The sequence below is a fragment of the Streptomyces sp. NPDC014991 genome, assembly GCF_043080665.1.
Classification (GTDB): domain Bacteria; phylum Actinomycetota; class Actinomycetes; order Streptomycetales; family Streptomycetaceae; genus Streptomyces.
This window is the reverse complement of sequence record NZ_JBIBVY010000017.1, coordinates 22,115-47,218: the sequence shown is the minus strand read 5'-3', so window position 1 is coordinate 47,218 and position 25,104 is coordinate 22,115. Positions and strand designations below refer to the sequence as shown.

Genomic DNA, 25,104 nt, shown 5'->3' with positions numbered 1-25,104 from the left:
GTGTCCGGACGGGGACCCGGAAGTCGTACGATGCCCGGCTCGGCCGTCTCAGCCGCCGCCGACGAAGACCACCATCAGCAGCCACACCACCGGAGCCGTGGGCAGCAGGGAGTCCAGACGGTCCATGATGCCGCCGTGCCCGGGGAGCAGGGTGCCCATGTCCTTGATGCCCAGATCCCGCTTGATCATCGACTCGCCGAGATCGCCCAGCGTGGCGCTGGCCGCGACCGCGAGGCCCAGCAGCAGGCCCTGCCACCAGGCTCCGTCGTCGATCAGGAAATGCATGCACAGCGCGCCCGCGACCATCGCGAACAGCACGGCGCCCAGCAGGCCCTCACGGGTCTTGCCGGGACTGATGCGCGGGGCGAGCCGGTTCTTGCCGAAGCGCCAGCCGACCGCGTAGGCGCCGGTGTCGCTGACGACCGTCAGCAGCAGGAAGGTCAGGACGCGCCAGGGTCCGTCGTCGGCGGTGAGCATCATCGCGACGAACGTGGCCAGGAAGGGCACGTAGAACGCCGCGAACACGCCGGCCGTGACGTCCCTGAGGTAGCCCTCTGGTGGTTCCGTCATGCGCCAGACCAGCACGGCCAGGGCGGTCAGGGCCATGGCGACCCACGCGCCCTCGGCACCGCGCACGTATCCGGCGACGACCATCGCCGCGCCGCCGACCGCCAGCGGCACGAGCGGCGCCTTGATGTCCTTGCGTTCCTGGAGTCTGCTCGTCAGTTCCCACAGACCGACGACGACGGCGACCGCTATGACGCCGATGAACACGGCCTTGACGATGAACAGCGAGGCGATGATCACCACACCGAGCCCGACACCGACCCCTATGGCCGCGCTCAGGTCACGGCCCGCGCTCTTCTTCTGCGGCGCCGGCGGCGGGGGCTGCGGGGCGTCGGGCATGGGCTCCGGGTCCTGGGTCTCGGCCGGGAGTCCCCCGGTCTGGAACGTCTCGTTCTGGAAGGTTTCGTTCCGGAATCTGTCGTCCGGGAGGGCCTCGCCGGGGAACGACTCGCTCTGGAACGGCTCGCTCTGGAACAGGGGGCCGCTCAGCCGAGCGGCCCCCCGGTCGTCGTCCTGGTCCCCGCCGTACGCGGGTACGTCGGGCACGATGGGCATGGGGCGAGTCTGCTGCGCCTCAGGCGCATCGTACGCGGGACCCGCCGGGACGGCCCCCGGGGCAGGCTGGGCGGACCCGCCGACGGCGGGCCCCCAGTACCCGGCCTGTCCCGCCGACGGCGGCGCCCCCCAGGAAGAGTCGTTCATCAGACTTCGAGCAGCTCCGCTTCCTTGTGCTTGAGGAGCTCGTCCACCTGGGCGACGTACTTGGCCGTCAGGTCGTCGAGTTCCTTCTCCGCACGGCGGCCCTCGTCCTCACCGATCTCGCCGTCCTTGACGAACTTGTCGATGGCGTCCTTGGCCTTGCGGCGCACGGAGCGGATGGAGACCTTCGCGTCCTCACCCTTGCTCTTGGCGACCTTGATGTACTCGCGGCGCCGTTCCTCGGTCAGCTCGGGGAACACCACACGGATGATGTTGCCGTCGTTGCTGGGGTTGACGCCCAGGTCCGAGTCGCGGATGGCCTGCTCGATGTTGCGCAGCGCGCTCTTGTCGAACGGCGTCACGACCGCCATGCGCGGCTCCGGCACCGAGAACGAGGCCAGCTGGTTGATCGGCGTCGGGGCCCCGTAGTAGTCGGCCACGATCTTGTTGAACATCGCCGGGTGCGCTCGGCCGGTGCGGATCGCGGCGAAGTCCTCCTTGGCGACCACGACGGCCTTCTCCATCTTCTCCTCGGCCTCGAGGAGGGTCTCTTCGATCACCACTTGCTCCTGCGTGTCTTGAGTAAGGCCCGGCTGCGGTTCCTCGTCGAGGCGGCGGCCGGCTGCGTCGCGTCTTCTTCCTGCACGGTTCCCGACCGGCAGGACATTGTCCATCCCCCGGCCGGGGTGCGTCCCGTCCGTCCCCCGGACAGGTGGCACGCCCCGGGCGACGGGGTGTGCCGGTCAGTCCCGGTTATCCTGCTCGCCCACCAGCGTGCCGATCTTCTCACCCTTGACGGCGCGGGCGATATTGCCCTCGGCGAGAAGCTCGAAGACGAGGATCGGCAGCTTGTTGTCGCGGCACAGGGTGATGGCGGTGGCGTCCGCGACCTTGAGGTCCCGGGTGATGACCTCGCCGTAGCCGAGGGCGTCGAACTTGACGGCGTCGGGGTTGGTCTTGGGGTCGGAGTCGTAGACCCCGTCCACGCCGTTCTTGCCCATGAGCAGCGCCTCGGCGTCGATCTCCAGGGCGCGCTGGGCGGCGGTGGTGTCGGTCGAGAAGTACGGCATGCCCATGCCGGCGCCGAAGATGACCACGCGGCCCTTCTCCAGGTGGCGCACGGCACGCAGCGGGATGTACGGCTCGGCGACCTGCCCCATGGTGATGGCGGTCTGCACGCGGGACTGGATGCCCTCCTTCTCCAGGAAGTCCTGGAGGGCGAGGCAGTTCATCACGGTGCCGAGCATGCCCATGTAGTCGGAGCGGGCACGGTCCATGCCGCGCTGCTGGAGTTCGGCGCCGCGGAAGAAGTTGCCGCCGCCGATGACGACCGCGACCTGCGCGCCGTCGCGCACGACGGCGGCGATCTCGCGGGCGATCTTGTGCACCACGTCGGGGTCGACGCCCAGGCCCCCGCCACCGGAGAAGGCCTCTCCGGACAGCTTCAGCAGAAACCGGCCGTGTACTTTGCCGTCGTCGCTCTTCTGGGCCTTGGTGGTCATGGGGGATCCCGCCTCTTTCACGTGGTGCACATACGAAGAAGGCCATTGCCGATGGGGGTGCTTTTCGCTCCCATGCGCGGCAATGGCCTCCTCGTCAGATCTGCTGCCGTCCGCCTCACGCCGGGGTGTGGCGGTGTGCGCGGACGACTGCGGTCGACCCTATCGGGATCTCTCCGGGATTCTCCCCGGGGATTCCCCCGCGGGCCGGGTGTCGCTCGCGGTCCGGACTCAGATGCCGACCTTGATGCGCGAGAAGCGCTTCAGGGTGACACCGGCCTCGTCCAGTACCTTCTGGACCGACTTCTTGTTGTCGAGCGCGTACGGCTGGCCGAGCAGCGTGGCGTCCTTGAAGAAGCCGTTCAGACGACCCTCGACGATCTTGGCGATCGCGGCCTCGGGCTTGCCCTCGGCGCGGGTGGTCTCCTCGGCGATGCGGCGCTCGGACTCGACGACCTCGGCCGGGATCTCGTCCTTGGAGAGGTACTTCGGCGCGAAGGCGGCGATGTGCTGGGCGACGCCCTTGGCGACCTCGGCGTTCGGCTTGTCGAACTCGACCAGGACACCGATCTGCGGGGGCAGGTCGGGCATGGTGCGGTGCATGTAAGCGGTGACGTAGCCGTCGGCGAACTGCGCGAAGCGGTCCAGGACGATCTTCTCGCCGAGGTTGGCGTTGGCCTCGTCCACGAACGCCTGGACGGTCTTGCCGGCCTCGATCTCGGAGGCGAGCAGCGCCTCGAGGTCGGCCGGGTTCGTCTTGGCGACGTGCTCGGCGATGGCGTTGGCCACGGCCTGGAACTTCTCGCCCTTGGCGACGAAGTCCGTCTCGCACTTCAGCTCGACCAGGACGCCGGAGGAGTTGTCGCCGGCGATGATGGAGACCACGGCGCCGTTCTCGGCGGAGCGGCCCTCGCGCTTGGCGACGCCCTTCTGGCCCTTGATGCGGAGCGCCTCGACGGCCTTGTCGACGCTGCCCTCGGCCTCGTCCAGTGCCTTCTTGCAGTCCATCATGCCGGCGCCGGTCAGCTCACGGAGCTTCTTGACGTCGGCGGCGGTGTAGTTCGCCATGAGTCTGTGAGTCTTTCTCGAAGTCTGGAAGATCTTCAGATCCGCACGGTCTGCGATCCACATCCACAGGTGAACGCGGGCCGCGTACATGGTGCCGACCTACGGGTGAACAGCGGAGGCGGACTTCATCGCGCCGGAGGCGCTATGGGATGCAGTACCGCCCCCGCTGTCGAACGCTGACGGACCGGCGTCAGGCCTGCTCGCCCTCGGCGGCCTTCTCGTCCTCGGCCGGAGCCTCGGCCTCGGCAGCCGGAGCTGCTTCGGCGGACTCGGCGGCCGGAGCCTCGGCCTCGGCGGCCGGGGCGGCCTCCGCGGCCGGAGCCTCGTCCTTCTTCTCACCCTCGAGCAGGTCGCGCTCCCACTCGGCGAGCGGCTCGCCCGCGGCCTTCTCGCCCTTGTCACCGGTGGCGACGCCGGAACGGGAGATGAGGCCCTCGGCGACGGCGTCGGCGATCACACGGGTGAGCAGGGTGACGGAACGGATCGCGTCGTCGTTGCCCGGGATCTTGTAGTCGACCTCGTCGGGGTCGCAGTTGGTGTCGAGGATCGCGACGACCGGAATGTTCAGCTTCCGGGCCTCACCGACGGCGATGTGCTCCTTCTTGGTGTCCACGATCCAGACGGCGCTGGGCACCTTGGACATCTCGCGGATACCACCGAGGGTCTTCTCCAGCTTGGCCTTCTCGCGCGAGAGGACCAGCAGCTCCTTCTTGGTCAGACCGGAGGCCGCGACGTCCTCGAAGTCGATCTGCTCAAGTTCCTTCAGGCGCTGAAGACGCTTGTAGACGGTCGAGAAGTTGGTGAGCATGCCGCCCAGCCAGCGCTGGTTGACGTAGGGCATGCCGACGCGGGTCGCCTGCTCGGCGATGGCCTCCTGCGCCTGCTTCTTCGTGCCGACGAACATGACCGTGCCGCCGTGGGCGACGGTCTCCTTGACGAACTCGTAGGCGCGGTCGATGTACGACAGCGACTGGAGCAGGTCGATGATGTAGATGCCGTTGCGCTCGGTGAAGATGAAGCGCTTCATCTTCGGGTTCCAGCGACGGGTCTGGTGACCGAAGTGGACGCCGCTTTCCAGCAGCTCCCGCATCGTGACGACGGCCATGGCCGTTCTCCTTGGTGTTCTCGGTTGTGCCGCGTCCGCCGGACGGCGGTCGCGCCTGACGCCCGCGATGCGCCTTGCCGCGAAGGACCGAGAGGCGCTTGGTACGAACCCTTGACGGGTGCCGTGCCGGGGCGTGCGAAGTCGACCCGGTGACCCGGATCGCCATGAGAAGTGTACGGGACCGGCGGGCCACCGGGTGACGCCGCTGTCCACAACCGGGGAGTGGTCCACAGGGCCCGGCGGGGACCGCGGCGGACGCGGCACGGTTCTCGCATGCGACGAGTGATGCGATGCGTGGCGCTGTGGGCGGTTCTGCTGTGCGGGTCGGTGACGGCCGCGCTGTCCGTGCCGGCGTGGGCGGGCGACCCACCGGCTCCGCCGCCCGCGCCGGCTCCGGCGCCCCGGACCCCGGTCCCGGCCGTGGGCCGCACCTGGCCGGTGGGTGTACGGCCGACGGTGGTACGCGGCTGGAAACCGCCGGCCACGGTGTACGGCCCCGGGCACCGTGGAGTGGATCTGGCCGCGCCGGCCGGCGCCCCGGTACGCGCGGTGGCCCCGGGGCGGGTGTCCTTCGCGGGCCGGGTGGCCGGGCGGGGCGTGGTGTCGGTGGAGCTGACGGGAACGGATTTGAGGATCACGTACGAGCCGGTGCGTCCTTCGGTGCGGAAGGGGGACGAGGTGGAGGCGGGCGGGGTGGTCGGGACGGTGGAGCCGACGGGCTCGCACTGCGCGCGGACGGCATGCGTGCACTGGGGCGCGCTGAGAGGCGGGACCTATGTGGACCCTCTGTCCCTGCTGCCCCCGTGGCTGCTGCGCAGAGGCCCGTCGAGACTGCTGCCGGTCCTGGGCGTACCACTGCCCGTGTGACGGGCGACGGACGGGGGCCGGGGAACCGGGGTGATTGCCGCTGCCTGCGGGAGCGGGGTCGTCAAGGCCTGCAGGGTCGGGTTCCACTGTCTGCGGGATCAGGGCCGCCACTGCCTACGGGACCGCGGCCGTCACTGCCTGTGGCACTGGGGCCGTCACTGCCTGCGCGACCGGGCCGTCGCTGTCTGGGGGGTCGGGTGGTCACGGGCTGTGGCACCGGGGCCGTCACTGACAGCGGGGTCGGGGTTTCACGGCCTGCGGGACCAGGGTCGTCACGGCCTGTGGGGCCTGGGGCAGCCGACGCCCACGGAGCCGGCGGAGATCGCCGCCCGGGGAAGTGGGCCGCCGATGCCCGCGGAGCCCCCGGGCGCCGCCGCCTCCGGCGTCGGGTACAGCCGTTGCCCACGGGACCGGCGACCGTCCAGGCCCACCGGCGGCGGGGGCGGGTCAGCCTAGGACGCCGCGCAGGGCCATGGTCACCGCGGCGTCCGTCACCACGGAGGGGTCCTCCGCCGCACCCAGCTCGATCCGCCGGACCGCCGCGTCCACGACTCCCTGCAGCAGCATCGCCGCCAGCCGGGGCTGTCCGTGCCCCAGCTCCCCCAGCACCTCGACGATCATCGCGACCAGCCCACCGTGGGCCGCGCGGATCTTCTCCCGGGCCCCGGCGTCCAGCTCACTGGCGGAGATGGCCACGACCGCCCGGTGCCGCCGGTCGCCGACCAGGGCGAGCTGCCGGCGGACATAGGCCTCGACCTTGCCCTCGGGCGACTCGGCGCACTCCATCGCCGCCGCGACCTCCGCCGCCCATACCGGGAAGTCGGCCTCGCACAGCTCCTCCACCACGGCCGCCCGGGACCGGAAGTACTCGTACACCGACGACCGCGCGAGCCCGGTCCGTTCGGCCAGCGCGGGAAAGGTCAACGCCTCCGTCCCGCCCTCGGACAGCAGGGTCCGGGCCGCGTCCAGCAGGGCGGCTCGCTGCATCGACCGGTGCTCGGCCACGGAGGCCGCTCGAATCCTTGGCACGCCGACCACTTTACGGACGCGCCCGGGCGAACGGGAGCGGCTCAGCGCCCGAAGCTCGCCAGCTTCGCCCGCAGCTGGAGCACCGACTTGGTGTGGATCTGGCTGACCCGGCTCTCGGTGACGCCGAGCACGTTGCCGATCTCGGCGAGGGTCAGCCCCTCGTAGTAGTACAGCGTGACCACGGTCTTCTCCCGCTCCGGCAGCGTGTTGATGGCCCGCGCGAGGAACCGCCGCAGCTCCCGGTCCTCGGCCACCTCCACCGGATTGTCGGCGGCAGTGTCCTCCAGCGTGTCCATGAGGCTGAGCCGGTCCCCGCCCTCGCCGCCGACGTGCAGCAGCTCCTCCAGGGCGACCACGTTGGCCAGCGACAACTGGCTGAACACGGCGTGGAGTTCCTCGACCTCCATTCCCAGCTCGGCGGCGACCTCGATCTCCGTCGGCGTCCGCCGCAGCCGCGCCTCCAGGGCGGCGTAGGCGCGCTCGACGTTGCGGGCCTTCTGCCGTACCGAGCGGGGGATCCAGTCCAGCGCCCGCAGTTCGTCGATCATCGCGCCACGGATCCGGGTGATCGCGTACGTCTCGAACTTGATCTCCCGGTCGATGTCGAACTTCTCGATCGCGTCGATCAGCCCGAAGACGCCGGAGGAGACGAAGTCGGCCTGCTCCACGTTGGGCGGCAGGCCGACACTGACCCGGCCCGCGACGTACTTCACGAGCGGCGAGTAGTGCAGGATCAGCTGCTCCCGCAGCCGGTCGTCCCCCGTCGCCTTGTACGACCGCCACAGCTCGTCGAGCGTCGAGGGAGCGGGCGGCCGCACGTTGCCACCGTCGCGGGCGGCTGAGGGGATCGCCGCCCGGTCGGACCCGGAGGTGTGCTGGGGCATTCGTCGCCTTGTGCCGTTCTGCCGTGAAGTGCCGTGACTTACTGCGAGGTGCGAGTAGGTGGGACGAAGTGGGCTGACTGGGTGAGGTGTCGGTCTGGTGCCGGGTTGGCGCGGCCTGCGCCACGTCCTTCGTGAGCGTAGCGTGACTGAGGAGTCGCGGTGTGCGAACAGTGAGGCACCACCCGTGCGCGGGGCGCTCCCGCGAGGCGGGTGACCATGGTCCGCGGCTCGCTGTGCGTGGCCGGCCGCAGGGGCCAACTCCGGGAAACTCCAAAGGCGTCGGGGGTTCCCCCGGACGGCCGAACACGCTCGGTCAGCAGGGACGGTGACCATCCCGGACGGAGCTCATCGCCTGGCGTGTCAACTTCCAGCCATCGCCGTGTCGTTCGACGTATCCAAGTGCTCGGAGTTCGTACAGTCTCGCGATCGCCTCATCCGGTGTCGTACCGGCGCCGAGCGCGATCTCCCCGGCGGGGGCGGCGCGGTTTCCGGGCAGGGCGGCGAGGACGCTCCGGGCAGCCGGCTCCAGCAGGTCGCGCGGCAGGACCGGGCCCCGCCGGGCCGGCGCCAGGTCACCCATGTCGCCCACGAGTTCCACGACGTCCGCGGCGTCGGTGACCAGGGTGGCCTCGTCGCGCAGCAGCTCGTGCACGCCGGCGGAGAGGGCGCTGGTGACCGGGCCGGGCACGCCCATGGTGAACCGGCCGAGGCGCTGCGCGGCCCGCGCGGTGGCCAGCGAGCCGCTGCGGGGGGCGGCCTCCACGACGACGGTGCCCCTGGTCAGAGCGGCGATCACCCGGTTGCGCAGGATGAACCGGCTGGGGGTCGGATGGTCCCCGGGCGGCAACTCGCCCACCAGTAACCCCTGTTCCGCGATCCGGTCGAGCAACGCGGTGTGGCCGCGCGGGTAGGGCCGGTCGACGCCGCAGGCCAGGACGGCGACGGTGGCGCCGCGGGCGGCGAGGGCACCGCGATGGGCGGCGCCGTCGATGCCGTACGCGCCGCCCGACACCACGACCCAGCCGCGCTCGGCGAGGTCCGAGGCGAGGGTGGCCGCCACATGGGTGCCGTATTCGGTGCACGCGCGGGCCCCCACCACGGCGACGGACCGCAGCGCCCACATCCGCAGGTTCGGCCGGCCCCGCACCCACAGCCCGACCGGCCGGGCGTCCCCGAGGTCGTCGAGCTGCCGCGGCCACTCGGCGTCCCCCGGGCACAGGAACCTTGCTCCCGCGGCCCGTGCCAGGCCGAGGTCCCGCTCCGGCCGGGCCCGCTCCGCCCGGGCGAGGAGTCCCGCCCACCGGGTTCCGCTCACTCCCGGCAACGGCTTTCCACCGCAGCGCAGCCGCCGCACCACCTCCCCCACCCCGAACTCCCGCACCCACCGCCCACCGACCTCGTCCCCCGGCTCGACCACCCGCCCGAGAAGAACCCGACCGAGCCGCTCGCCGCCGGGGTTGCCGGCCGCGGTCATGTCAGGGTTCCGATCGCCATCGGGACCCCTCGGGGGACGCCGGTGCGCAGCTGCAGGGCCAGGGCGACGTCGGTCGCGTCCGGCCGGTCGTGGCCGACCAGGTCGGCCACCGTCCAGGCGACGCGCAGGACCCGGTCGATGCCACGGGCGGTGAGCACGCCCCGTTCCAGGCTGCGTTCGGCCTCGTCCATCGCTCCGGAGACGGCCTGGTACCGGCTGCGCAGTTCCCGGCCGGGCACCTCGCCGTTGGTCTGCCACGGGGTGCCGGCGAAGCGGGCCGCGGCCCGCTCCCGGGCCTGCCGTACCCGGTGTGCCACGGTCGCCGTGGACTCGCCCCGGGCGCCGGGCTCGGTGAGCTGGGCCCGGGTGACCGGATCGACCTCGACGCGCAGATCCACCCTGTCCAGGAGCGGTCCGGACAGCCGGGACTGGTAGCGGCGGATCACCGACGGGAGGCACTCGCACAGCGAGTCGCGCAGCGAGAACCGCCCGCAGGGACAGGGGTTGGCCGCCAGCACCATGAGGAATCTGGCCGGGAACCGGACCACGCCGGCGCTGCGCGCGATGACCACGTGCCCCGACTCCAGTGGCTGGCGCAGCGCGTCCAGGGTCTGGCTGCGGAACTCGGGCGCCTCGTCCAGGAACAAGACGCCCCGATGGGCGAGGGAAACCGCTCCCGGGCGCGCGAAGCCCGGTCCGCCGCCGACGAGTGACTGCATCGTGGCCGAGTGGTGGGGCGCGCAGTAGGGCGCGACAGCGATGAGCGGCTTGCCCGGTGGCAGCAGTCCCGCGACCGAGTGCACCGCCGTCACCTCCAGCGACTCCTGCCGGCTGAGCCGGGGAAGGACGGCGGGCAGGCGTTCGGCGAGCATGGTCTTGCCCGCGCCGGGCGGTCCCTCCAGGAACAGGTGGTGACCTCCGGCGGCGGCCACCTCCACGGCGGTGCGTGCGGAGATCTGCCCCACGACGTCCGCCAGGTCGTGGTCCTGGTCGTGCTGCGCGGCGCCGTTGCCGTGCATGCCGGTGGCGGCCCCCGTGCCCGGTACCCGCAGTCCCGCCAGGAGCGGGTCGGGGCGGCCGTGATCCTCCGGTGCCTCGTCGGGGACCGGTTCGTCGGCCAGGACCGCGATGAGCTGCCGCAGGCTGCGCACGCCGAGCACGGACACACCGGGGACGAGCGAGGCCTCGGCAGCGGCGCACTCGGGTACGACCACCTGCTCGTACCCGGCGTCGGCCGCGGCCAGCACGGCGGGCAGGATGCCCCGTACCGGCCGGACCCGGCCGTCCAGGCCCAGCTCTCCGATCATGACGATGTCGGCGAGTACCCGGGGATCGATGCGCTCGGCGGCACCGAGCACCGCGCACGCGACGGCGAGGTCGAAGCCGGAGCCGGCCTTGGGCACCGAGGCCGGACTGAGTCCGACGGTGAGCTTCTTCTGCGGCCACTCGCCCCCCGAGTTCACCACCGCCGCCCGGACCCGGTCCCGGCTTTCCGTCAGGCTCTTGTCCGGGAGGCCTACCAGGGTGAACGCGGCGACGCCGGGTTCGAGGTCGGCCTGGACCTCGACGACCACGCCCTCGACGCCGACCAGGGCCACCGAGCACGTGCGGGCGAACGCCATTCAGGCCACCCCCCGCGCGTGCTCGACGGACGGGGCGCCCCGGCGGGGCAGCACCACGCCGACCAGGTCGATGCGGACGCCGCCCGGCGGGGCCCCGCCGTGGGCCTGGATCCAGTGTTCGGCGAGCCGGCGCAGTCTGGCGGCCTTCTCGGGGGTGACGGCGGCCATCGGATGCTCGTAGCCACCGCCCCTGCGGGTCTTCACCTCGCAGACGACCAGCGCGTCGCCGTCCCGCGCCACGATGTCGATCTCGCCGGACCGTCCGCAGCGCCAGTTGCGCTCCAGGATCGTCATGCCGGTCTCGGCGAGCAGCCGGGCGGCCAGGTCCTCGCCGTACTTGCCGATCGCTTCTCGTGCGTTCATGTCGGCACCACCTCCGGCGCCAACCGTCACGCGTCCCGCCCCCAAGTGTTGATCTTGGTGGATGGATGGGCGGTTGTGGAGAACTTCGTCACCCGAACGGGCGGCGACCAGGGAAACCCCAGGTCATCAGCCGCTCGGGAGTTCCAGATCGCTCTTGTTCAGCTCTTCGATGTTCACGTCCTTGAACGTCAGGACGCGAACCTGCTTGACGAAGCGCGCCGGTCGGTACATGTCCCAGACCCAGGCGTCGGCCATGCTCACTTCGAAAAACACTTCGCCCTGGACCGAGTGCACCTGCATCTCGTAGTCGTTCGTGAGATAGAAGCGCCGCTCGGTCTCGATCACGTATTTGAACAGACCGACGACATCTCGGTACTCCCGGTAGAGCTTCAGCTCCATCTCGGTCTCGTACTTCTCGAGGTCCTCGGCGCTCATGGCATGTTCCCCTTCAGCCGTGCGATCCCACCCATTGTGCGCCAGTCCGGCATTCCCTCAGACGATTTCCGTGTCGAGGGTCACGGGGCTGGCCGGGGGACCTTCGACGAGCAGCGTGCGCAGCAGCTCGGCGAGTCTGGTCGGATACACCGTCTCATGTGCCCGGGTCAGTTCCTGGCACGTCCACCAGCGCGCTCCGGCGACAGTGCGCCGTTCCAGCTCCGTCAACCCGGTCGCCGCGACGGCCGTCCGGGCGGTACGGGCCAGGTAGTACCACTCGTCCTGGTCCCAGCGGCGGCCCGCGAACGGGAACGAGCAGCGGCGCCGCCAGAGGACGGGCCCGAGGTCGACCTCGGTGATGCCGGTCTCCTCGGCGAGTTCCCGCAGTGCGGCCTCCTCGCGTGTCTCGGCGCCCTCCAGGCCGCCGCCGGGCGTGAACCACCAGTCGTCCGCCGGGTCGTCCGGCTCGTGGCCGTGCAGCAGCAGGACGCGGTCCCGTGGATCGAGCAGCACCACCCGGGCCACCTTGCGCAGACCACGCCCGCCCTCGGACGGCTCCTCGCCGCCGTACGGGCCCCCGGCCGGCCGTGTGCTCTCAGCCGGCACCGGTCGTCCCCGGGTGGGCGGTGCGGGCGCGGGAGCGGCCCAGACGACCCGCTATCGGGCCGTAGGCGCCACCGCCGAGGATCAGGACGGCGCCGGCGGCGATCAGCAGCTCGATCGTGCGCAGGGGGCCGGGCGGGGAGAGGGCGCCGAGCGCTTCGAAACCGGTGGGTCGCGCGAGCGTGCCCCTCCAGGGCCAGACGACGGCGTCCACGCGGGCCGAGACGGCGTCGCGGGAGACGGTGCCCCGGGCCGTGTCCGTGAGGTGGGCGGTGGAGTCCAGGGAGCCCTGGCGTTCGTCGCCGAGGAGGAACAGCCGGCCCTCGGGCACGGTCACCTCGGGAACGTCCTTGCTCTCGGCCAGGCTGCCCTCGGGCAGGTAGGGCTCGTCGATCTGCTTGCCGTTGACCGTCAGCTTGCCGTGGGTGCAGCAGGAGACGGTGTCGCCGCCGACGGCGACCACGCGCTTGACCACCTTCGCGTTGTCGACCCAGCTCTTGTCCTCGAAGACGACGACGTCACCGCGTCGCACCTCGTCCCCGTCGACGCGCTGGGCCATGACCCGGTCACCGGCGTCGATGGTGGGGGTCATGGAGCTGGTGGGCACGGTGTAGGGCCGGTAGGCCACCGCCCCCCACGCGAAGCCGCCGAGGAACAGCACCACACCCAGCGCCACGGCCAGCCCGGACAGCCGCTGCCCGACCCGGCCGCCGCCGGCCCGGGCCGTGCCGGTGCCACCGCGCTGCGGGGCCGTACGCGTCATGCTCTCGCCACCCATGGACCCGCACCCTACCCGGCGGTACCGAACAGGAGCAGCCCCTGTTTCCCGGCCGGGGTCAGCGCTGCCCGGAGGAGGACTTCCGCGTGGTCCCGGTCTCCGGCCGGTTCGCGCGCCGGCGCCGCCACACGGCCACCGGCAGCACCGCGGCGACGGCCGCGCCCTGCGGGGCCACCGTCAGGGACGAGGCGGCGGAGGACTGCCGGTCCAGGCCGGGCTGGTCGAAGGTGTCCGGGACCGGCAGGGTGCCCCAGCGGTTGATCGGCCAGGCCTTGACGATGGCGCGGCCGACGGCCTTGTCGACGGGGACCATGCCGTGGTTCTTGTCGGACTGGTTGTAGCGCGAGTCACGCGAGTTCTGGCGGTGGTCGCCCATCACCCAGATGTAGCCCTTGGGGACCTTCACCTTGAACTGGCCGCCCAGGTCGTCCACGGTGCACGGGGTGTTGCCCGGGTAGACGTAGGGCTCGTTCAGCGCCTTGCCGTTGACCTTCAGCGGCCCGCTGCCCTTGCACTCGACCGTGTCGCCGCCGACCCCGATCACGCGCTTGATGAGGTCCTTCTCCTCCGCCGACGGCATCAGGCCGATCCAGCTGAGGACCTTCTGCACCGGGTTCGGGTTCGGTGTCGGCTCGCCCGCCAGCCAGTTGTCCGGATCGTGGAAGACGACGACCTCGCCGCGCTCGGGCTCGGAGCCGAACCACGGGGTGAGCTTGTCGACGAGGACGCGGTCACCCTGCTGGAGGGTGTTCTGCATCGAGTCCGACGGGATCGAGAACGCCTGCACCAGGAAGGTCTTGATCAGCAGCGCCAGGACCAGCGCGATGCCGATCAGGAGCGGGAGTTCCTTCCAGAACGAGCGCGGCTTTCCCGGCCGGCGGGCCGAACCGGCCGTGCCCGCGTCGCCGGCGCCGCTGCGCCGCTCGCCCTCCGGTGTGCCCTGCTCGCCGGTCGCCGCCTCATTCCCGGAGGTCATGGCGCCGTCCCGGCCGGGGGCGTCCGGTTCCACGGGACGCCCGCGGTTCTCCTCGCCGTCGTGTCCCGACCGTGCGCCAACCGCCACATCCCCCACGCCAACTCCTCACTCTCTGCCGCCGCCTGCCCCGCATACGCCGCAGGCCCACCACTCCCATAACGAGCGGGAGTTCCGCAGGGGTCGGGAGTCGGGTCGTTCCGTTCGGATTGTCCTGGGCAACCCTATGCGACGGCCGGTGAGCCGCGGTCGTCCCCGACACGGAGTCGGTGACACTTGCAAAGGTTTTAGGTTCCTCCAGGCGCGTCCAGTGGCCGAGCGGCCAGCCGATGACCATGGCCCGGCCGACCACCGAGTTCTCGGAGACCGTGCCGCCGTAGGGCGTGTTCTGGTGGAAGCGGGAGTCCGCGGAGTTGCCCCGGTGGTCGCCCATCACCCACAGGCGGCCCTTGGGGACGGTGATGTCGAAGGGCGTGGCGGAGGGCGCGTCCCCCGGGTACAGGTAGTCGCTCTCGGTGAGGGGTGCGCCGTTGACGGTGACGCGGCCCCCGGCGTCACAGCACTTGACGTGGTCCCCACCGACTCCGATGACCCGTTTGATCAGGTCTTTCTCGTTGTCGGAGGGCAGCAGGCCGATGAACGCGAGGCCTTCCTTGAGCTGCTTGACGACGACGGGGTCGTTCTTCTTGGCGGTCTGCTCGTCCTGGAGCCAGCCGCCCGGGTCGTGGAAGACGACGACGTCGCCGCGCTCGGGTCTGGAGCCGAACCACGGGGTGAACTTGTCGACCAGGACGCGGTCGCCGATCCGGATGGTCTGCTCCATGGACCCGGAGGGGATCACGAACGCCTGGACGAGGAAGGTCTTCAGGACGAGCGCTATGAGGACGGCGACACCGACCAGCAGGGGGATCTCCCGGACGGTCGAACGCCTGCGCTTGCGCTTGACCTTGCGCTGGAGTTTCCGCCGTTCCGCGCGCGTGCGGCCACCGCCGGGCGCGGAGGTGCGGCGGGCGCCGGTGGGCAGCAGGTCGTCGGCGGGCGTGCCGGGCACGCCGCGCGGTTTGCCGCGGTTACCCATGGGGGCCTGCCGCGGCGGACACGCGCGCGTAGGCGGACGGCCGGGTCAGGTGCGTCCAGTGGTGGTAGGGCCACACGATCCAGTCGGCCCGGCCGATGACGTCGCCCACGGGGATCATGCCGCCGCCGGGCGAGCCGAGATGGTCGCGGGAGTCACTGGAGTCGCCGCGGTGGTCGCCGAGGACGAACAGACGCCCGACGGGCACGGCGACGTCGAAGGGCACGGCGGAGGGGGCGTCCCCCGGATAGAGGATCGCCGTCTCGTCGACCGGCCGGCCGTTCACCTCGAGCCTTCCCTTCTGGTCGCAGCAGACCACGTGGTCCCCGCCCACTCCGACGACGCGTTTGACGTAGTCGGCGTCCCCGAAATACCCGGTGCCGTCGAACACGATCACGTCGCCGCGACGCGGCTGGGCACCGAAACGGTACGCCAACTTGTTTACGAGAACGCGGTCCCCGATCCTCAAACCCTGCTCCATGGATCCGCTCGGGATCTGGAACGGCTGCATCACGAAGGCGTTGAGGAGCAGCAGGAACGCCAGGCAGACGAAGAGGCCGAGGGTCATCCGGCCGCCCGGGACCCAGTCCGCTGTACGTGCCACCAACGCGAAACGCGACCGGCCCTCCGTACCCGGGGACTCCGGGTGGGAGGGGCGGTCGCGTTCCGTCGGCTGAGCTTCGGTGTCCATCGGGGCCAGATGCTATCCGGCCCCGCTATGACACCGGGGAGGCGCTCACTTGTCGCGCTTCTCCTTGATCTTCGCGGCCTTGCCGCGCAGCTCACGGAGGTAGTACAGCTTGGCGCGGCGCACGTCACCACGGGTGACCAGCTCGATCTTCTCGACGATCGGGGTGTGCACCGGGAAGGTGCGCTCGACGCCGACGGAGAACGAGACCTTGCGGACCGTGAAGGTCTCGCGGACACCGGAACCCTGGCGACGGATCACGACGCCCTTGAACTGCTGCACACGGGAGCGGTTGCCCTCGATGACGCGGACGTGGACGTTGACGGTGTCACCCGGGCGGAAGGCCGGGATGTCGGTGCGCAGCGACGCGCCGTCGACGGTGTCGAGCAGGTGAGACATTGAGTCTGCTTTCTTCGCTGATGCCACAGGTCATCAACGGGAGATAGGTGTACAGGAGGTCTGTCGTGCGGTCGGGCGGGCGTCGTGTCCCCCTGTGGCAGGGGCGCGCGCCGGACGGACGCACAACAGCTGCCTATTCTTCCATGCCCTTCGCCCGGCGCCAAAATCGGCCGTACGGATCACCCTCCGGGTCCGGCTCCCAGCCGAGGACGGAGAGCATTTCCCGGTCCTTCTTGTCGAAGGCCTCCGGGGCGCAGCGCTCGATCAGGTCCGGCCGGTTCTCCGTCGTACGCCGCAGGGCCTCGTCACGGCGCCAGCGGGCGATCTTGCCGTGGTGGCCGCTGAGCAGCACGTCGGGGATCTCCCGGCGGCGCCAGACGGGCGGTTTGGTGTAGACGGGGCCTTCGAGGAGGCCGGCCATCGCACCGGGCGCGAAGGAGTCGTCGCGGTGGGACTCGGCGTTGCCGAGGACGCCGGGCAGCAGCCGGGCCACGGCCTCCGTGATGACGAGGACGGCCGCCTCGCCGCCGGCGAGGACGTAGTCGCCGATGGAGATCTCGTGGACCGGCATGCGGGTCGCGTACTCGTCGATGACCCGCCGGTCGATGCCCTCGTAGCGGGCCGGGGTGAAGACGAGCCAGGGCCGCTCGGACAGTTCGACGGCGAGTTCCTGGGTGAAGGGCCGGCCGCTGGGGGTGGGCACGATGAGCGCCGGCGACCGGGCGCCCTTCTCGTAGCCGTCGGCGAGGACCGTGTCCAGGGCGTCGCCCCAGGGGTCGGTCTTCATGACCATGCCGGGGCCGCCGCCGTACGGGGTGTCGTCGACCGTGTTGTGCCGGTCGTACGTCCAGGCGCGCAGGTCGCGCACGTGGACGTCGAGCTGTCCGCGTGCGCGTGCCTTGCCGACGAGGGAGACGTTCAGCGGTTCCAGGTACTCGGGGAAGATCGTGACGACGTCGAGCCTCATGCCTCTTCTTCCCTGGCGGAGGCGATCTCGGCGCGGTCGTCGATCAGGCCCGGCGGAGGCGCGATGACCGCCTTCTGCTCCTCCAGGTCGATCTCGGTGACGATCTCCTCCACGAAGGGGATCATCACCTCGCTGCCGTCCGGGCGCTCCACGATGAACAGGTCCTGGGAGGGCAGGTGGGAGACCTCGGTGATCCGGCCGACCTCGGTGCCGTCCTCGGTGACCACGTCGAGGTCGATCAGCTGATGGTCGTAGTACTCGTCCTCGCCCTCGGGGAGTTCCTCGGGGTCGATCTCGGCGATCAGCAGGGTGTTGCGCAGGGCCTCGGCGGCGCCGCGGTCGGTGACGCCCTCGAAGCGCAGGAGCAGACGGCCGCTGTGGACGCGCCCGGTGGCGATGGTGAGCGGGCCGGCGGAGGCCGGGTCGGTGGCCAGGACGGCGCCCGGGCCGAGCCGCAGTTCGGGCTCGTCGGTACGTACCTCGACGGTGACCTCGCCCCTGATGCCGTGGGCGCGGCCGATCCGTGCGACTACCAGCTGCACGTGTCCAATTCTCCTGTCATCTTCTGCCTCACACGACTGCGGGCCGGGGACGGCCCAGTGGCCCTCCCCGGCCCGAGCCGGATGCGATAAAGCGTCAGCGGACGTGATCCACGTCGACGAGGTCGACGCGGACACCGCGACCGCCGATCGCGCCCACGACGGTGCGCAGGGCGCGCGCGGTACGGCCGTTACGGCCGATGACCTTGCCGAGGTCGTCCGGGTGGACCCGGACCTCGAGCACACGACCGCGGCGCAGGTCACGCGAGGCGACCTGCACATCGTCAGGGTTGTCGACGATGCCCTTCACGAGGTGCTCAAGCGCCTCTTCGAGCATGCTGCTCAGGCCTCGGTCGACTCGGAGGACTCGGCAGCGGCCTCGTCCTTCTTCTCAGCCTTCTTCTTCTGGGTGATGGCCTCACCCTTGCCCTCGTCGTCGCCGCCGAGAGCCTCGAACGTCGGACGCGCGGCCTTCGGCTCAGCGACGAGGAGCGGCGCGGGAGCCGGCTCGCCCTTGAACTTCTGCCAGTCGCCGGTCTTCTTCAGGATGGCGAGAACGGGCTCGGTCGGCTGAGCGCCGACACCGAGCCAGTACGCCACGCGGTCGGCGTCCACCTCGATGATCGACGGGTGGTAGGTCGGGTGGTACTTGCCGATCTCCTCGATGGCCCGGCCGTCACGGCGGGTACGGGAGTCGGCGACGACGATGCGGTAGTGAGGCGAACGGATCTTGCCCAGACGCTTCAGCTTGATCTTGACTGCCACGGGAGTGGGTTCTCCTGGATTTGACGTGAGTTGGGCACGGCAGGACGCCGCGTGGGGTTGCGGTACCCGAGTGCCCGACGGACGCGTCAGCCGGAGGAGAGAGGGGTCCTGTTCGGCTGTCGAGTACAGCTAGCCATTGTGCCACACCCGGCGGGCCGCCCTCGGCGGCGGGTGCGGGAGGCGGTGCCGCGCAGCCGGCGCGGCACCCGGCGCGGACCTGAGCGTACGGCGGGTGCGCCGTCCGGCGCCGTGCGGGTGGTGTCCGCGCCCGCCCGTGCCGCCCGGGGCTCCCCCCGGCCGGAGGAGCCGGGGGGAGGCACGACTGTCCGCGGGGTGCGAGCCCTCGTCCGGCACCCACGAGATGCCGGTGACCGCGGTTCGTGGCTACGCCGCTCCCACGACCTCCGGGATCCGGAACGGCTTGCCGCAGCCGCCGCAGACGATGGGCGCCTGGGCCAGCACCGAGGGGACGACCCGGACGTTGCGGCCGCAGTCGCACACCGCCTTGACCCGGACGCCACCGCCGGAGGAGCCGTGCCGGGCGGCCGGCCCGCGGAAGGTGCGGGAGGTGTCGGCCGAGGTGGCCACCGTGTGGGCCTTCAGCGCACGCTGGAGCCGCTCGATGGTCGGGCGGTAGCGCCGCTTCGCCTCGGGATTGAGCGTGACCAGCGAGAAACCGCTGCTCGGGTGCGGCTCCTCGGGGTGGTCCAGGCCCAGCTCCTCGGCGATCGCCAGGAAACGACGGTTGTGGTAGCGGCCGGCCCGGGAGGTGTCGCGGATCCCCCGGGCGGCGGCGATGCCGTGGACTGCCTCATGGAGCAGTCGTTCGAAGGAGAGTGCGTGTCCGCACGCGGACGACGACTCTCCGATCAGGGATTCTGGCGCGGCGAGGTCCGGCAGTTCGGGGTGGTACCGCTGAATGTCGGCCCACGCCTGCGCCAGCTCCGCGGCGAGAACAGGGGGTGTCTGTGTCGTGCTCACGTAATGACAACGAGCGGGGGTGCCACTGTGTTCCGATTCCGGGGCATCCCAAATAATTTGCACGTACCCGTCAGTTGGCACTGATGCGCGGAGACGGGGGCGGGTGCGCTGATCTGCGGATAAGCCACGCAGCTCCTACCAAGCCGGTGCGTAGTCCGCGCTACGCCCGAGCCCGTACGCCCTGGCACGCTCCGGGATGGCGGATCCGCAAGAGGTGTTCAGGCCGCTTCCGGCGCTCGCCCTCACCTCGGTCAGCGTCCACGGCGCTCGTGACGTTACCCCGAGCCGTCCGGCCCTCCGGCACCGGCCCGTCCGCCAAGGAACGCACACCGTACGGCCGACCGGACCGCCGGGATGCGAATTCTCGCCACACCGGCGTCCCGGCACCAAACCGGGGTCCTCGACCCCTGGACGCCACCGCGAGCCGGGAGTTACCTGGCATACGTGGGAAGGGCGCGCGCACGGCACACGGGGGCCATGCGACCGGGCGCGACGGCGGACTGTCGGCGGATTGGGGCGCTTACCTATGACACCTACGCTCGTGCGGCAGCACGTGTCTCACGCGGTCTCCGCACCGCGCGCGGACCGGAGCGCACGCGCGCGTGACTGGTCCGAGATCCAGGAGCGGATGCTCGTACCCCTGTACGAAACCGTGTACGACCGACTCGACGTGGGCCCCGCCACCCGGCTGCTGGGCCTGCGCTGCGGGGCCGGACTGGCCCTGCTGATGGCGGCCGCCAGGGGCGCCGCGGTCACGGGCGCCGACCCCGCGTCCCCCGAACGGCTCGCCCTGGCACGCGATCGTCTGCTGCCGGCCCTCCCGCCCGGCAGACGGAGCGGCCCGCCCGGCACGCACGCGCGCACGGCCGCGCGCCTCCTCGACGGCCCGCCCTGGGACACGGCCGGCACCGAGGCCGCCGGGTACACCGTGATCACTGTCCTGGAGCCGATCGGCGGCCTCGCGGGCGACGCCGAGGGGCTCGGCGACCTCCTCGCCGCGGCGGTGCCGCTGGCCGGGCGCGGGGCCGCCGTGGTGCTGGCCGGCTGGGGTCCGCCGGAGCGCTGCGCCACCTCCTCGGTGCTGCGGGCGGCCGCGGAACCGGCCGATCCGCCGCGCGGCGCGGGCCGCTGGCGGCCGGCCCGGCGGGACGACCTTGAGGAGACCGCCCAGCGGGCCGGGTTACGGCCGGACGGCTCGGGACGGGTCGCCTGCCCGTTCGGGTACGCCGACCTCGACAGCGCCGTCCGAGGTCTGCTGTCGACGGGCCTGTTCGACGCGGCGATCGCGGCGACCGACGCCAGGCAGGTGGACAAGGAGCTGACGGAGGCCCTGCATCCGCACCGCCGCCCGGACGGCACGGTGTGGATGCCGAACGTCTTCCGCTACCTCGTCGCCCGCGTGCCCTGAGGGCCGTCCCGATGAACTCGGCGGCGGAGACGGAGAAGAACCGCACGCCGCTCGGCGGCCTGCGGCACGGGCCCCGCACCGGCATGCGCCGGGGGCGCCCCCGGAAGGGCGCCCCCGGCGACATACGGACCCTGCCGGTCCACGGGCGTGGTCAGCCCATGAACTTCTTGAAGTCGTCCGGCAGCTCGAAGTCCTGGCCGGCCTGCTGGCCCGGCAGCCCGAACGCGCCCCCGTTCTGCGCGGCGGCCTCGCGGCGCTGGGCCGCCTCCAGCTCCTGCTGCTTGCGCTTCATCGGGTTGCCGGAGCGCTGCTTGCCCTTGGTCTTCTTCTGCTGCTTCTTCTGCCGGCCGGGGCCGCCGCCCATGCCCGGGATCCCCGGCATGCCCGGCATGCCGCCGCCCTGGGCCATGCGGGACATCATCTTGCGGGCCTCGAAGAACCGCTCGACCAGGTTCTTCACCGCGCTGACCTCGACACCCGACCCCTTGGCGATACGGGCGCGGCGGGAGCCGTTGATGATCGTCGGCTCCTGGCGCTCGGCCGGGGTCATCGACTTGATGATCGCGGCGGTGCGGTCGACGTCCCGCTCGTCCAGGTTGTTGATCTGGTCCTTGATCTGGCCCATGCCGGGGAGCATGCCGAGCAGCTTGCTGATGCTGCCCATCTTCCTGACCTGTTCCATCTGGGACAGGAAGTCGTCCAGGGTGAAGTCCTGGCCCTTCCTGGACGCCAGCTTCGAGGCCATCTTCTGGGCCTCTTCCTGGCTGAACGTCTTCTCCGCCTGCTCGATCAGGGTGAGCAGGTCACCCATGTCGAGGATGCGGGAGGCCATCCGGTCCGGGTGGAACGCGTCGAACTCGTCCAGCTTCTCGCCGTTCGACGCGAACATGATCGGCTTGCCGGTGATCTGCCGGATCGACAGGGCCGCGCCACCGCGGGCGTCGCCGTCGAGCTTGGAGAGGACCACGCCGTCGAAGCCGACGCCGTCGCGGAAGGCCTCGGCGGTGTTGACGGCGTCCTGACCGATCATGGCGTCGACCACGAACAGGATCTCGTCCGGGGAGACCGCGTCCCGGATGTCCGCGGCCTGCTGCATCATGTCGGCGTCGATGCCGAGGCGGCCGGCGGTGTCGACGATCACGATGTCGTGGACCTTGGACTTCGCGAACTCGATGGAGTCCTTGGCGACCTTGACCGGGTCACCGACGCCGTTGCCCGGCTCGGGGGCGTACACCGCGACACCGGCGCGCTCGGCGACGACGCTCAGCTGGTTGACGGCGTTGGGGCGCTGGAGGTCACAGGCGACCAGCAGCGGGGAGTGGCCCTGCTCCTTCAGCCACCGGCCGAGCTTGCCCGCGAGGGTGGTCTTGCCGGCGCCCTGGAGACCGGCCAGCATGATCACGGTGGGCGGCTGCTTGGCGAAGCGCAGGCGGCGGGTCTCGCCACCGAGGATGGTGACCAGTTCCTCGTTGACGATCTTGAGGACCTGCTGCGCGGGGTTCAGCGCCCGGGAGACCTCGGCACCGAGCGCGCGCTCCTTGACGTTCTTGATGAACGACCGCACGACGGGCAGCGCCACGTCCGCTTCGAGAAGCGCGATACGGATCTCACGTGCCGTGGCGTCGATGTCCGCCTCGGAGAGCCGTCCCTTGCCGCGCAGGTTCTTGAAAGTCGCTGACAGGCGATCGGAGAGAGTGTCGAACACGGCGCTCGCGGTCCTCGGGGTCGGTGACGGTCTTCTGGGAATCGCCCTCCAGGGTATCCCGGCGCCGGGGGCACCGGGGCAGGGTCATCCTCGCAGCGTCTCCTCCAGTGCCCCGGCCGTCGACGTGGCGTCCTCGGCGGGCAGGGGCGCGCCCGTGCCCGTGGTGACGTAGAACGCGTCCACCGCGTTGGAACCCAGCGTGCTGACGTGCATGCTCCGCACCCGTACGCCCGCCTTCTCCAGGGCCATGCCGATGCGGTGCAGCAGGCCCGGCGCGTCCTGGGCGCGGACCTCGATCACCGTGGCGTGGTGGGAGGCCGCCGGGGCCACGGTCACGCGGGGCGGCGGGGCGGTCCAGCCGCGACGGCGGGGGTAGGCCGCGTCGCGTTCGGCGAGGCGGCCGGCGATGTCCAGGGTGCCGTCCAGGGCGCGGACGAGGTCGGCGCGCAGGCGGGTCGCCTGCGGCAGGGAGCCGTACTCGGCGGCGACCCGCCAGTTGAGCAGGAGGACCGAGCCGTCGTCGTCCACGTCGCCGGGCAGGCGCAGGGCCCGCAGTTCCGCGGTGCGGACGGTCAGGCGGTGGACGGCGAGGACACCGGCGACCGCGGGCAGCACGCCGGGCTGGTCGGGAACGGCGATGACGAGTTCGACGCCCAGGGGCTCCGGATCGCCGGACGGTTCCTCGTCCGGTTCGGGGTCCGTCTGGGCGCGCAGGGCGAGGACCGGGCCACCGGTGCGGAAGGCCTCGATGCCGAGGCGTTCCTGCTCGGCGGTGGGCGCGGCGGGCTCCGGCTCGTCGGGGGCGTCCCCGGCGAGGACGGCGCGGACCCGGCGGACCAGGTCGGCGACGAGGGAGCCGCGCCAGGAGGACCACGCGGCCGGGCCGGTCGCGAGGGCATCGGCCTCTGTGAGGGCGTGCAGCAGCTCCAGGGTGCTCTGGGTGCCGACCGCCTCGGCGACCGAGCGGACCGTGGCCGGATCGTCCAGGTCGCGGCGGGTGGCCGTCTCGACCAGCAGGAGGTGGTGCCGCACGAGCGTGGCCAGCGCCGCCACGTCCGCGCGGTCGAAGCCGATCCGCGCGGCGACGTCCCTGGCGATGATCTCGCCGGCCACCGAGTGGTCACCGGGCCAGCCCTTGCCGATGTCGTGCAGCAGGGCGGCGACGAGGAGCAGGTCGGGGCGGCTGACGCGACGGGTGAGCTCGGAGGCGCGGACGGCGGTCTCGATCAGGTGCCGGTCGACGGTCCAGACGTGCACGGCGTTGCGCTGGGGGCGGCAGCGGACCCGTTCCCAGTCGGGGAGCAGGCGGGTGATCAGGCCGTCGGCCTCCAGGGCCTCCCAGACGTCGACCGTCGGGCGGCCGGAGCCGAGGAGGGTGACCAGTTGTTCGCGGGCCTCGGCGGGCCAGGGCGCGGGCAGGGGGCGGACGGTGGCGGCCATGCGCCGTACGGCGTGCGGGGAGAGCGGGAGGCCGGCCTGCGCCGCGGCGGCCGCGGCCCGCAGCGGGAGCACGGGGTCGCGTTCGGGGCGTGCGGTGCGGGCGAGCACCACCTCGCCGTCCTGTTCGACGACGCCCTCGGCGAGCGGGGAGCGTTCGGTGACGGGTTTGCCACCGTCGCCCGCCACCGCCCTGCGGAGGAGGTCGCCGCGGTCCTTCGCCAGTTTCCGCAGGCGCGGCCGGACGGAGCGTGCGCGCAGCACGCGTCCCACTTCGCGCCATGTGACGTCGCTGGCGTACGCGATCACGCGGGCCGCTTCGTAGACCTGCCGCAGCAGGGCGTCGGCGTCGAGCAGTCCCAGTGCGGCGGCCACCTGGTCCTGCTCCTGGAGGGCGAGCCGGTCGGTGGCGCGGCCGGTGGACAGGTGCAGGGCGTCGCGGACGTCGAGGAGGCGGCGGCGGGCCTCGGCCAGACCCTCGCGCGGGGCGTCGGCCAGCCAGGACGCGGCGACGGCGCGCAGCGCGGTGGCGTCGCGGAGACCGCCGCGGGCCTCCTTGAGGTCGGGTTCCAGGAGGTAGCGCAGCTCGCCCTGCCGTTCGGCGCGCTCGGCGCACAGTTCCCGGAGTTCGGGCAGGCGCCTGGGGGCCTGGTTGCGCCACTCGGTCAGGACGGCGGTGCGCAGCCCCGCGGTGAGGCCGAGGTCGCCGGCGAGGTGGCGGGCGTCCAGGAGGCCGAGGTGGACCTTCAGGTCCTCGCCGGCCGTCCTGCGGGCCTCGGCCGGGGTGCGCACCGAGTGGTCCAGGGCGATGCCGAGGTCCCACACCGGGTACCAGAGCCGGTCGGCGAGGGCGGCGACCGCACCGGGGTCGGAGCCGTCGTGCAGCAGCACGAGGTCGAGGTCGCTGCGCGGGGAGAGTTCCCCGCGGCCGTAGCCGCCGACGGCGACGAGCGAGACGCCGCCGAGGCCGCCGGCCGCCGCGGCGAACAGTCCGGCGAGCCAGTCGTCGGTCAGTTCCGCGAGGGCGCTACGGCGCGGCGGCCCGGGCCGCGCCCCCTCACCGAGGAGGTGCAGCCGGGCCGCCGCGTAGCCGCTGGGTCCCGAGTCTTCCGCTTCGTCGCGCACATCCGTACCCGTCACCCGGCGACTCCGTTCTTCCGTCATGTCAGAGCGC

26 protein-coding genes are annotated in these 25,104 nt (G+C 71.7%); 2 read left to right on the top strand and 24 right to left on the bottom strand.

The window, feature by feature from the left end; all coding sequences use genetic code 11:
• Positions 1 to 48 precede the first annotated feature (48 nt).
• From ACF1BE_RS24675 to rpsB, 5 genes are all read right to left on the bottom strand, one after another.
• Positions 49 to 1,269, bottom strand: coding sequence for a phosphatidate cytidylyltransferase (locus tag ACF1BE_RS24675; protein WP_392201193.1), 1,221 nt, complete (start codon positions 1,267 to 1,269; stop codon positions 49 to 51).
• Positions 1,269 to 1,826 (bottom strand): ribosome recycling factor, encoded by a 558-nt coding sequence (gene frr, locus ACF1BE_RS24670; protein WP_392201192.1) that lies wholly within the window; start codon positions 1,824 to 1,826, stop codon positions 1,269 to 1,271. The genes ACF1BE_RS24675 and frr overlap by 1 nt, the downstream gene beginning before the upstream one ends.
• A 183-nt stretch (positions 1,827 to 2,009) precedes the next feature.
• On the bottom strand, positions 2,010 to 2,768 hold the full coding sequence (gene pyrH / locus ACF1BE_RS24665) for a UMP kinase (RefSeq protein WP_392201191.1): 759 nt from the start codon (positions 2,766 to 2,768) through the stop codon (positions 2,010 to 2,012).
• Positions 2,769 to 2,996: 228 nt separating this feature from the next.
• A complete protein-coding gene (tsf, locus tag ACF1BE_RS24660) occupies positions 2,997 to 3,833 on the bottom strand; it encodes a translation elongation factor Ts (RefSeq protein ID WP_392201190.1) in 837 nt (278 codons plus the stop codon).
• 190 nt (positions 3,834 to 4,023) lie between these two features.
• Positions 4,024 to 4,938, bottom strand: coding sequence for a 30S ribosomal protein S2 (rpsB, locus tag ACF1BE_RS24655; protein WP_392201189.1), 915 nt, complete (start codon positions 4,936 to 4,938; stop codon positions 4,024 to 4,026).
• A gap of 273 nt (positions 4,939 to 5,211) precedes the next feature.
• Between rpsB and ACF1BE_RS24650 the strand changes: the two genes are divergently transcribed.
• The gene (locus ACF1BE_RS24650) at positions 5,212 to 5,805 is read left to right on the top strand and encodes a murein hydrolase activator EnvC family protein (RefSeq protein ID WP_392201188.1); all 594 of its coding nucleotides are present in this window, start codon (positions 5,212 to 5,214) and stop codon (positions 5,803 to 5,805) included.
• A gap of 447 nt (positions 5,806 to 6,252) precedes the next feature.
• Here ACF1BE_RS24650 and ACF1BE_RS24645 read toward each other — a convergent pair whose 3' ends face one another.
• The 17 genes from ACF1BE_RS24645 to ACF1BE_RS24565 form a co-directional block, all read right to left on the bottom strand.
• On the bottom strand, positions 6,253 to 6,810 hold the full coding sequence (locus tag ACF1BE_RS24645) for a TetR/AcrR family transcriptional regulator (protein WP_392201292.1): 558 nt from the start codon (positions 6,808 to 6,810) through the stop codon (positions 6,253 to 6,255).
• Positions 6,811 to 6,875: 65 nt separating this feature from the next.
• Positions 6,876 to 7,718: an RNA polymerase sigma factor WhiG gene (gene whiG / locus ACF1BE_RS24640; RefSeq protein ID WP_392201187.1), complete on the bottom strand. Its 843-nt coding sequence runs from the start codon at positions 7,716 to 7,718 to the stop codon at positions 6,876 to 6,878.
• Between the two features lie 313 nt (positions 7,719 to 8,031).
• Positions 8,032 to 9,192: a DNA-processing protein DprA gene (dprA, locus tag ACF1BE_RS24635; RefSeq protein ID WP_392201186.1), complete on the bottom strand. Its 1,161-nt coding sequence runs from the start codon at positions 9,190 to 9,192 to the stop codon at positions 8,032 to 8,034.
• Entirely contained in the window at positions 9,189 to 10,814 is a 1,626-nt protein-coding gene (locus tag ACF1BE_RS24630; RefSeq protein ID WP_392201185.1) for a YifB family Mg chelatase-like AAA ATPase, read from the bottom strand. Before ACF1BE_RS24630 ends, dprA begins: the two co-directional genes overlap by 4 nt.
• A complete protein-coding gene (locus tag ACF1BE_RS24625) occupies positions 10,815 to 11,177 on the bottom strand; it encodes a YraN family protein (RefSeq protein ID WP_392201184.1) in 363 nt (120 codons plus the stop codon).
• Positions 11,178 to 11,303: 126 nt separating this feature from the next.
• On the bottom strand, positions 11,304 to 11,612 hold the full coding sequence (locus tag ACF1BE_RS24620) for a DUF2469 domain-containing protein (protein WP_003993268.1): 309 nt from the start codon (positions 11,610 to 11,612) through the stop codon (positions 11,304 to 11,306).
• A 57-nt stretch (positions 11,613 to 11,669) separates the two neighbouring features.
• Positions 11,670 to 12,218: an NUDIX hydrolase gene (locus ACF1BE_RS24615; protein ID WP_392201183.1), complete on the bottom strand. Its 549-nt coding sequence runs from the start codon at positions 12,216 to 12,218 to the stop codon at positions 11,670 to 11,672.
• Positions 12,208 to 12,993 (bottom strand): signal peptidase I, encoded by a 786-nt coding sequence (gene lepB, locus ACF1BE_RS24610; protein ID WP_392201182.1) that lies wholly within the window; start codon positions 12,991 to 12,993, stop codon positions 12,208 to 12,210. Before lepB (ACF1BE_RS24610) ends, ACF1BE_RS24615 begins: the two co-directional genes overlap by 11 nt.
• Before the next feature lie 58 nt (positions 12,994 to 13,051).
• Positions 13,052 to 14,065 (bottom strand): signal peptidase I, encoded by a 1,014-nt coding sequence (gene lepB / locus ACF1BE_RS24605; protein WP_392201181.1) that lies wholly within the window; start codon positions 14,063 to 14,065, stop codon positions 13,052 to 13,054.
• The gene (lepB, locus tag ACF1BE_RS24600; protein ID WP_392201180.1) at positions 13,953 to 15,044 is read right to left on the bottom strand and encodes a signal peptidase I; all 1,092 of its coding nucleotides are present in this window, start codon (positions 15,042 to 15,044) and stop codon (positions 13,953 to 13,955) included. Before lepB (ACF1BE_RS24600) ends, lepB (ACF1BE_RS24605) begins: the two co-directional genes overlap by 113 nt.
• Positions 15,037 to 15,732, bottom strand: coding sequence for a signal peptidase I (gene lepB, locus ACF1BE_RS24595; RefSeq protein ID WP_392201179.1), 696 nt, complete (start codon positions 15,730 to 15,732; stop codon positions 15,037 to 15,039). The genes lepB (ACF1BE_RS24600) and lepB (ACF1BE_RS24595) overlap by 8 nt, the downstream gene beginning before the upstream one ends.
• Before the next feature lie 45 nt (positions 15,733 to 15,777).
• Positions 15,778 to 16,128 (bottom strand): 50S ribosomal protein L19, encoded by a 351-nt coding sequence (gene rplS / locus ACF1BE_RS24590; protein ID WP_356822462.1) that lies wholly within the window; start codon positions 16,126 to 16,128, stop codon positions 15,778 to 15,780.
• 133 nt (positions 16,129 to 16,261) lie between these two features.
• The gene (trmD, locus tag ACF1BE_RS24585) at positions 16,262 to 17,095 is read right to left on the bottom strand and encodes a tRNA (guanosine(37)-N1)-methyltransferase TrmD (RefSeq protein ID WP_392201178.1); all 834 of its coding nucleotides are present in this window, start codon (positions 17,093 to 17,095) and stop codon (positions 16,262 to 16,264) included.
• Positions 17,092 to 17,637 carry a ribosome maturation factor RimM gene (rimM, locus tag ACF1BE_RS24580; RefSeq protein WP_392201177.1) on the bottom strand — a complete coding sequence of 182 codons (546 nt, stop codon included), beginning with the start codon at positions 17,635 to 17,637 and terminating at the stop codon, positions 17,092 to 17,094. The genes trmD and rimM overlap by 4 nt, the downstream gene beginning before the upstream one ends.
• Positions 17,638 to 17,731: 94 nt before the next feature.
• Positions 17,732 to 17,971 carry an RNA-binding protein gene (locus ACF1BE_RS24575; RefSeq protein WP_005479813.1) on the bottom strand — a complete coding sequence of 80 codons (240 nt, stop codon included), beginning with the start codon at positions 17,969 to 17,971 and terminating at the stop codon, positions 17,732 to 17,734.
• 5 nt (positions 17,972 to 17,976) lie between these two features.
• A complete protein-coding gene (rpsP, locus tag ACF1BE_RS24570) occupies positions 17,977 to 18,399 on the bottom strand; it encodes a 30S ribosomal protein S16 (RefSeq protein WP_121786685.1) in 423 nt (140 codons plus the stop codon).
• A 384-nt stretch (positions 18,400 to 18,783) separates the two neighbouring features.
• Positions 18,784 to 19,380 carry a hypothetical protein gene (locus ACF1BE_RS24565; protein WP_392201176.1) on the bottom strand — a complete coding sequence of 199 codons (597 nt, stop codon included), beginning with the start codon at positions 19,378 to 19,380 and terminating at the stop codon, positions 18,784 to 18,786.
• 526 nt (positions 19,381 to 19,906) lie between these two features.
• On the opposite strand from ACF1BE_RS24565, the gene ACF1BE_RS24560 reads away from it, so the two are divergent.
• Complete coding sequence (locus ACF1BE_RS24560) at positions 19,907 to 20,788, top strand: SAM-dependent methyltransferase (protein WP_392201175.1); 882 nt, start codon at positions 19,907 to 19,909, stop codon at positions 20,786 to 20,788.
• A 151-nt stretch (positions 20,789 to 20,939) separates the two neighbouring features.
• Here the strand turns inward: ACF1BE_RS24560 and ffh are convergent, their stop codons facing one another.
• On the bottom strand, positions 20,940 to 22,493 hold the full coding sequence (ffh, locus tag ACF1BE_RS24555) for a signal recognition particle protein (protein WP_392201174.1): 1,554 nt from the start codon (positions 22,491 to 22,493) through the stop codon (positions 20,940 to 20,942).
• Between the two features lie 84 nt (positions 22,494 to 22,577).
• Complete coding sequence (locus ACF1BE_RS24550) at positions 22,578 to 25,070, bottom strand: [protein-PII] uridylyltransferase (protein WP_392201173.1); 2,493 nt, start codon at positions 25,068 to 25,070, stop codon at positions 22,578 to 22,580.
• Positions 25,071 to 25,104 lie beyond the last annotated feature (34 nt).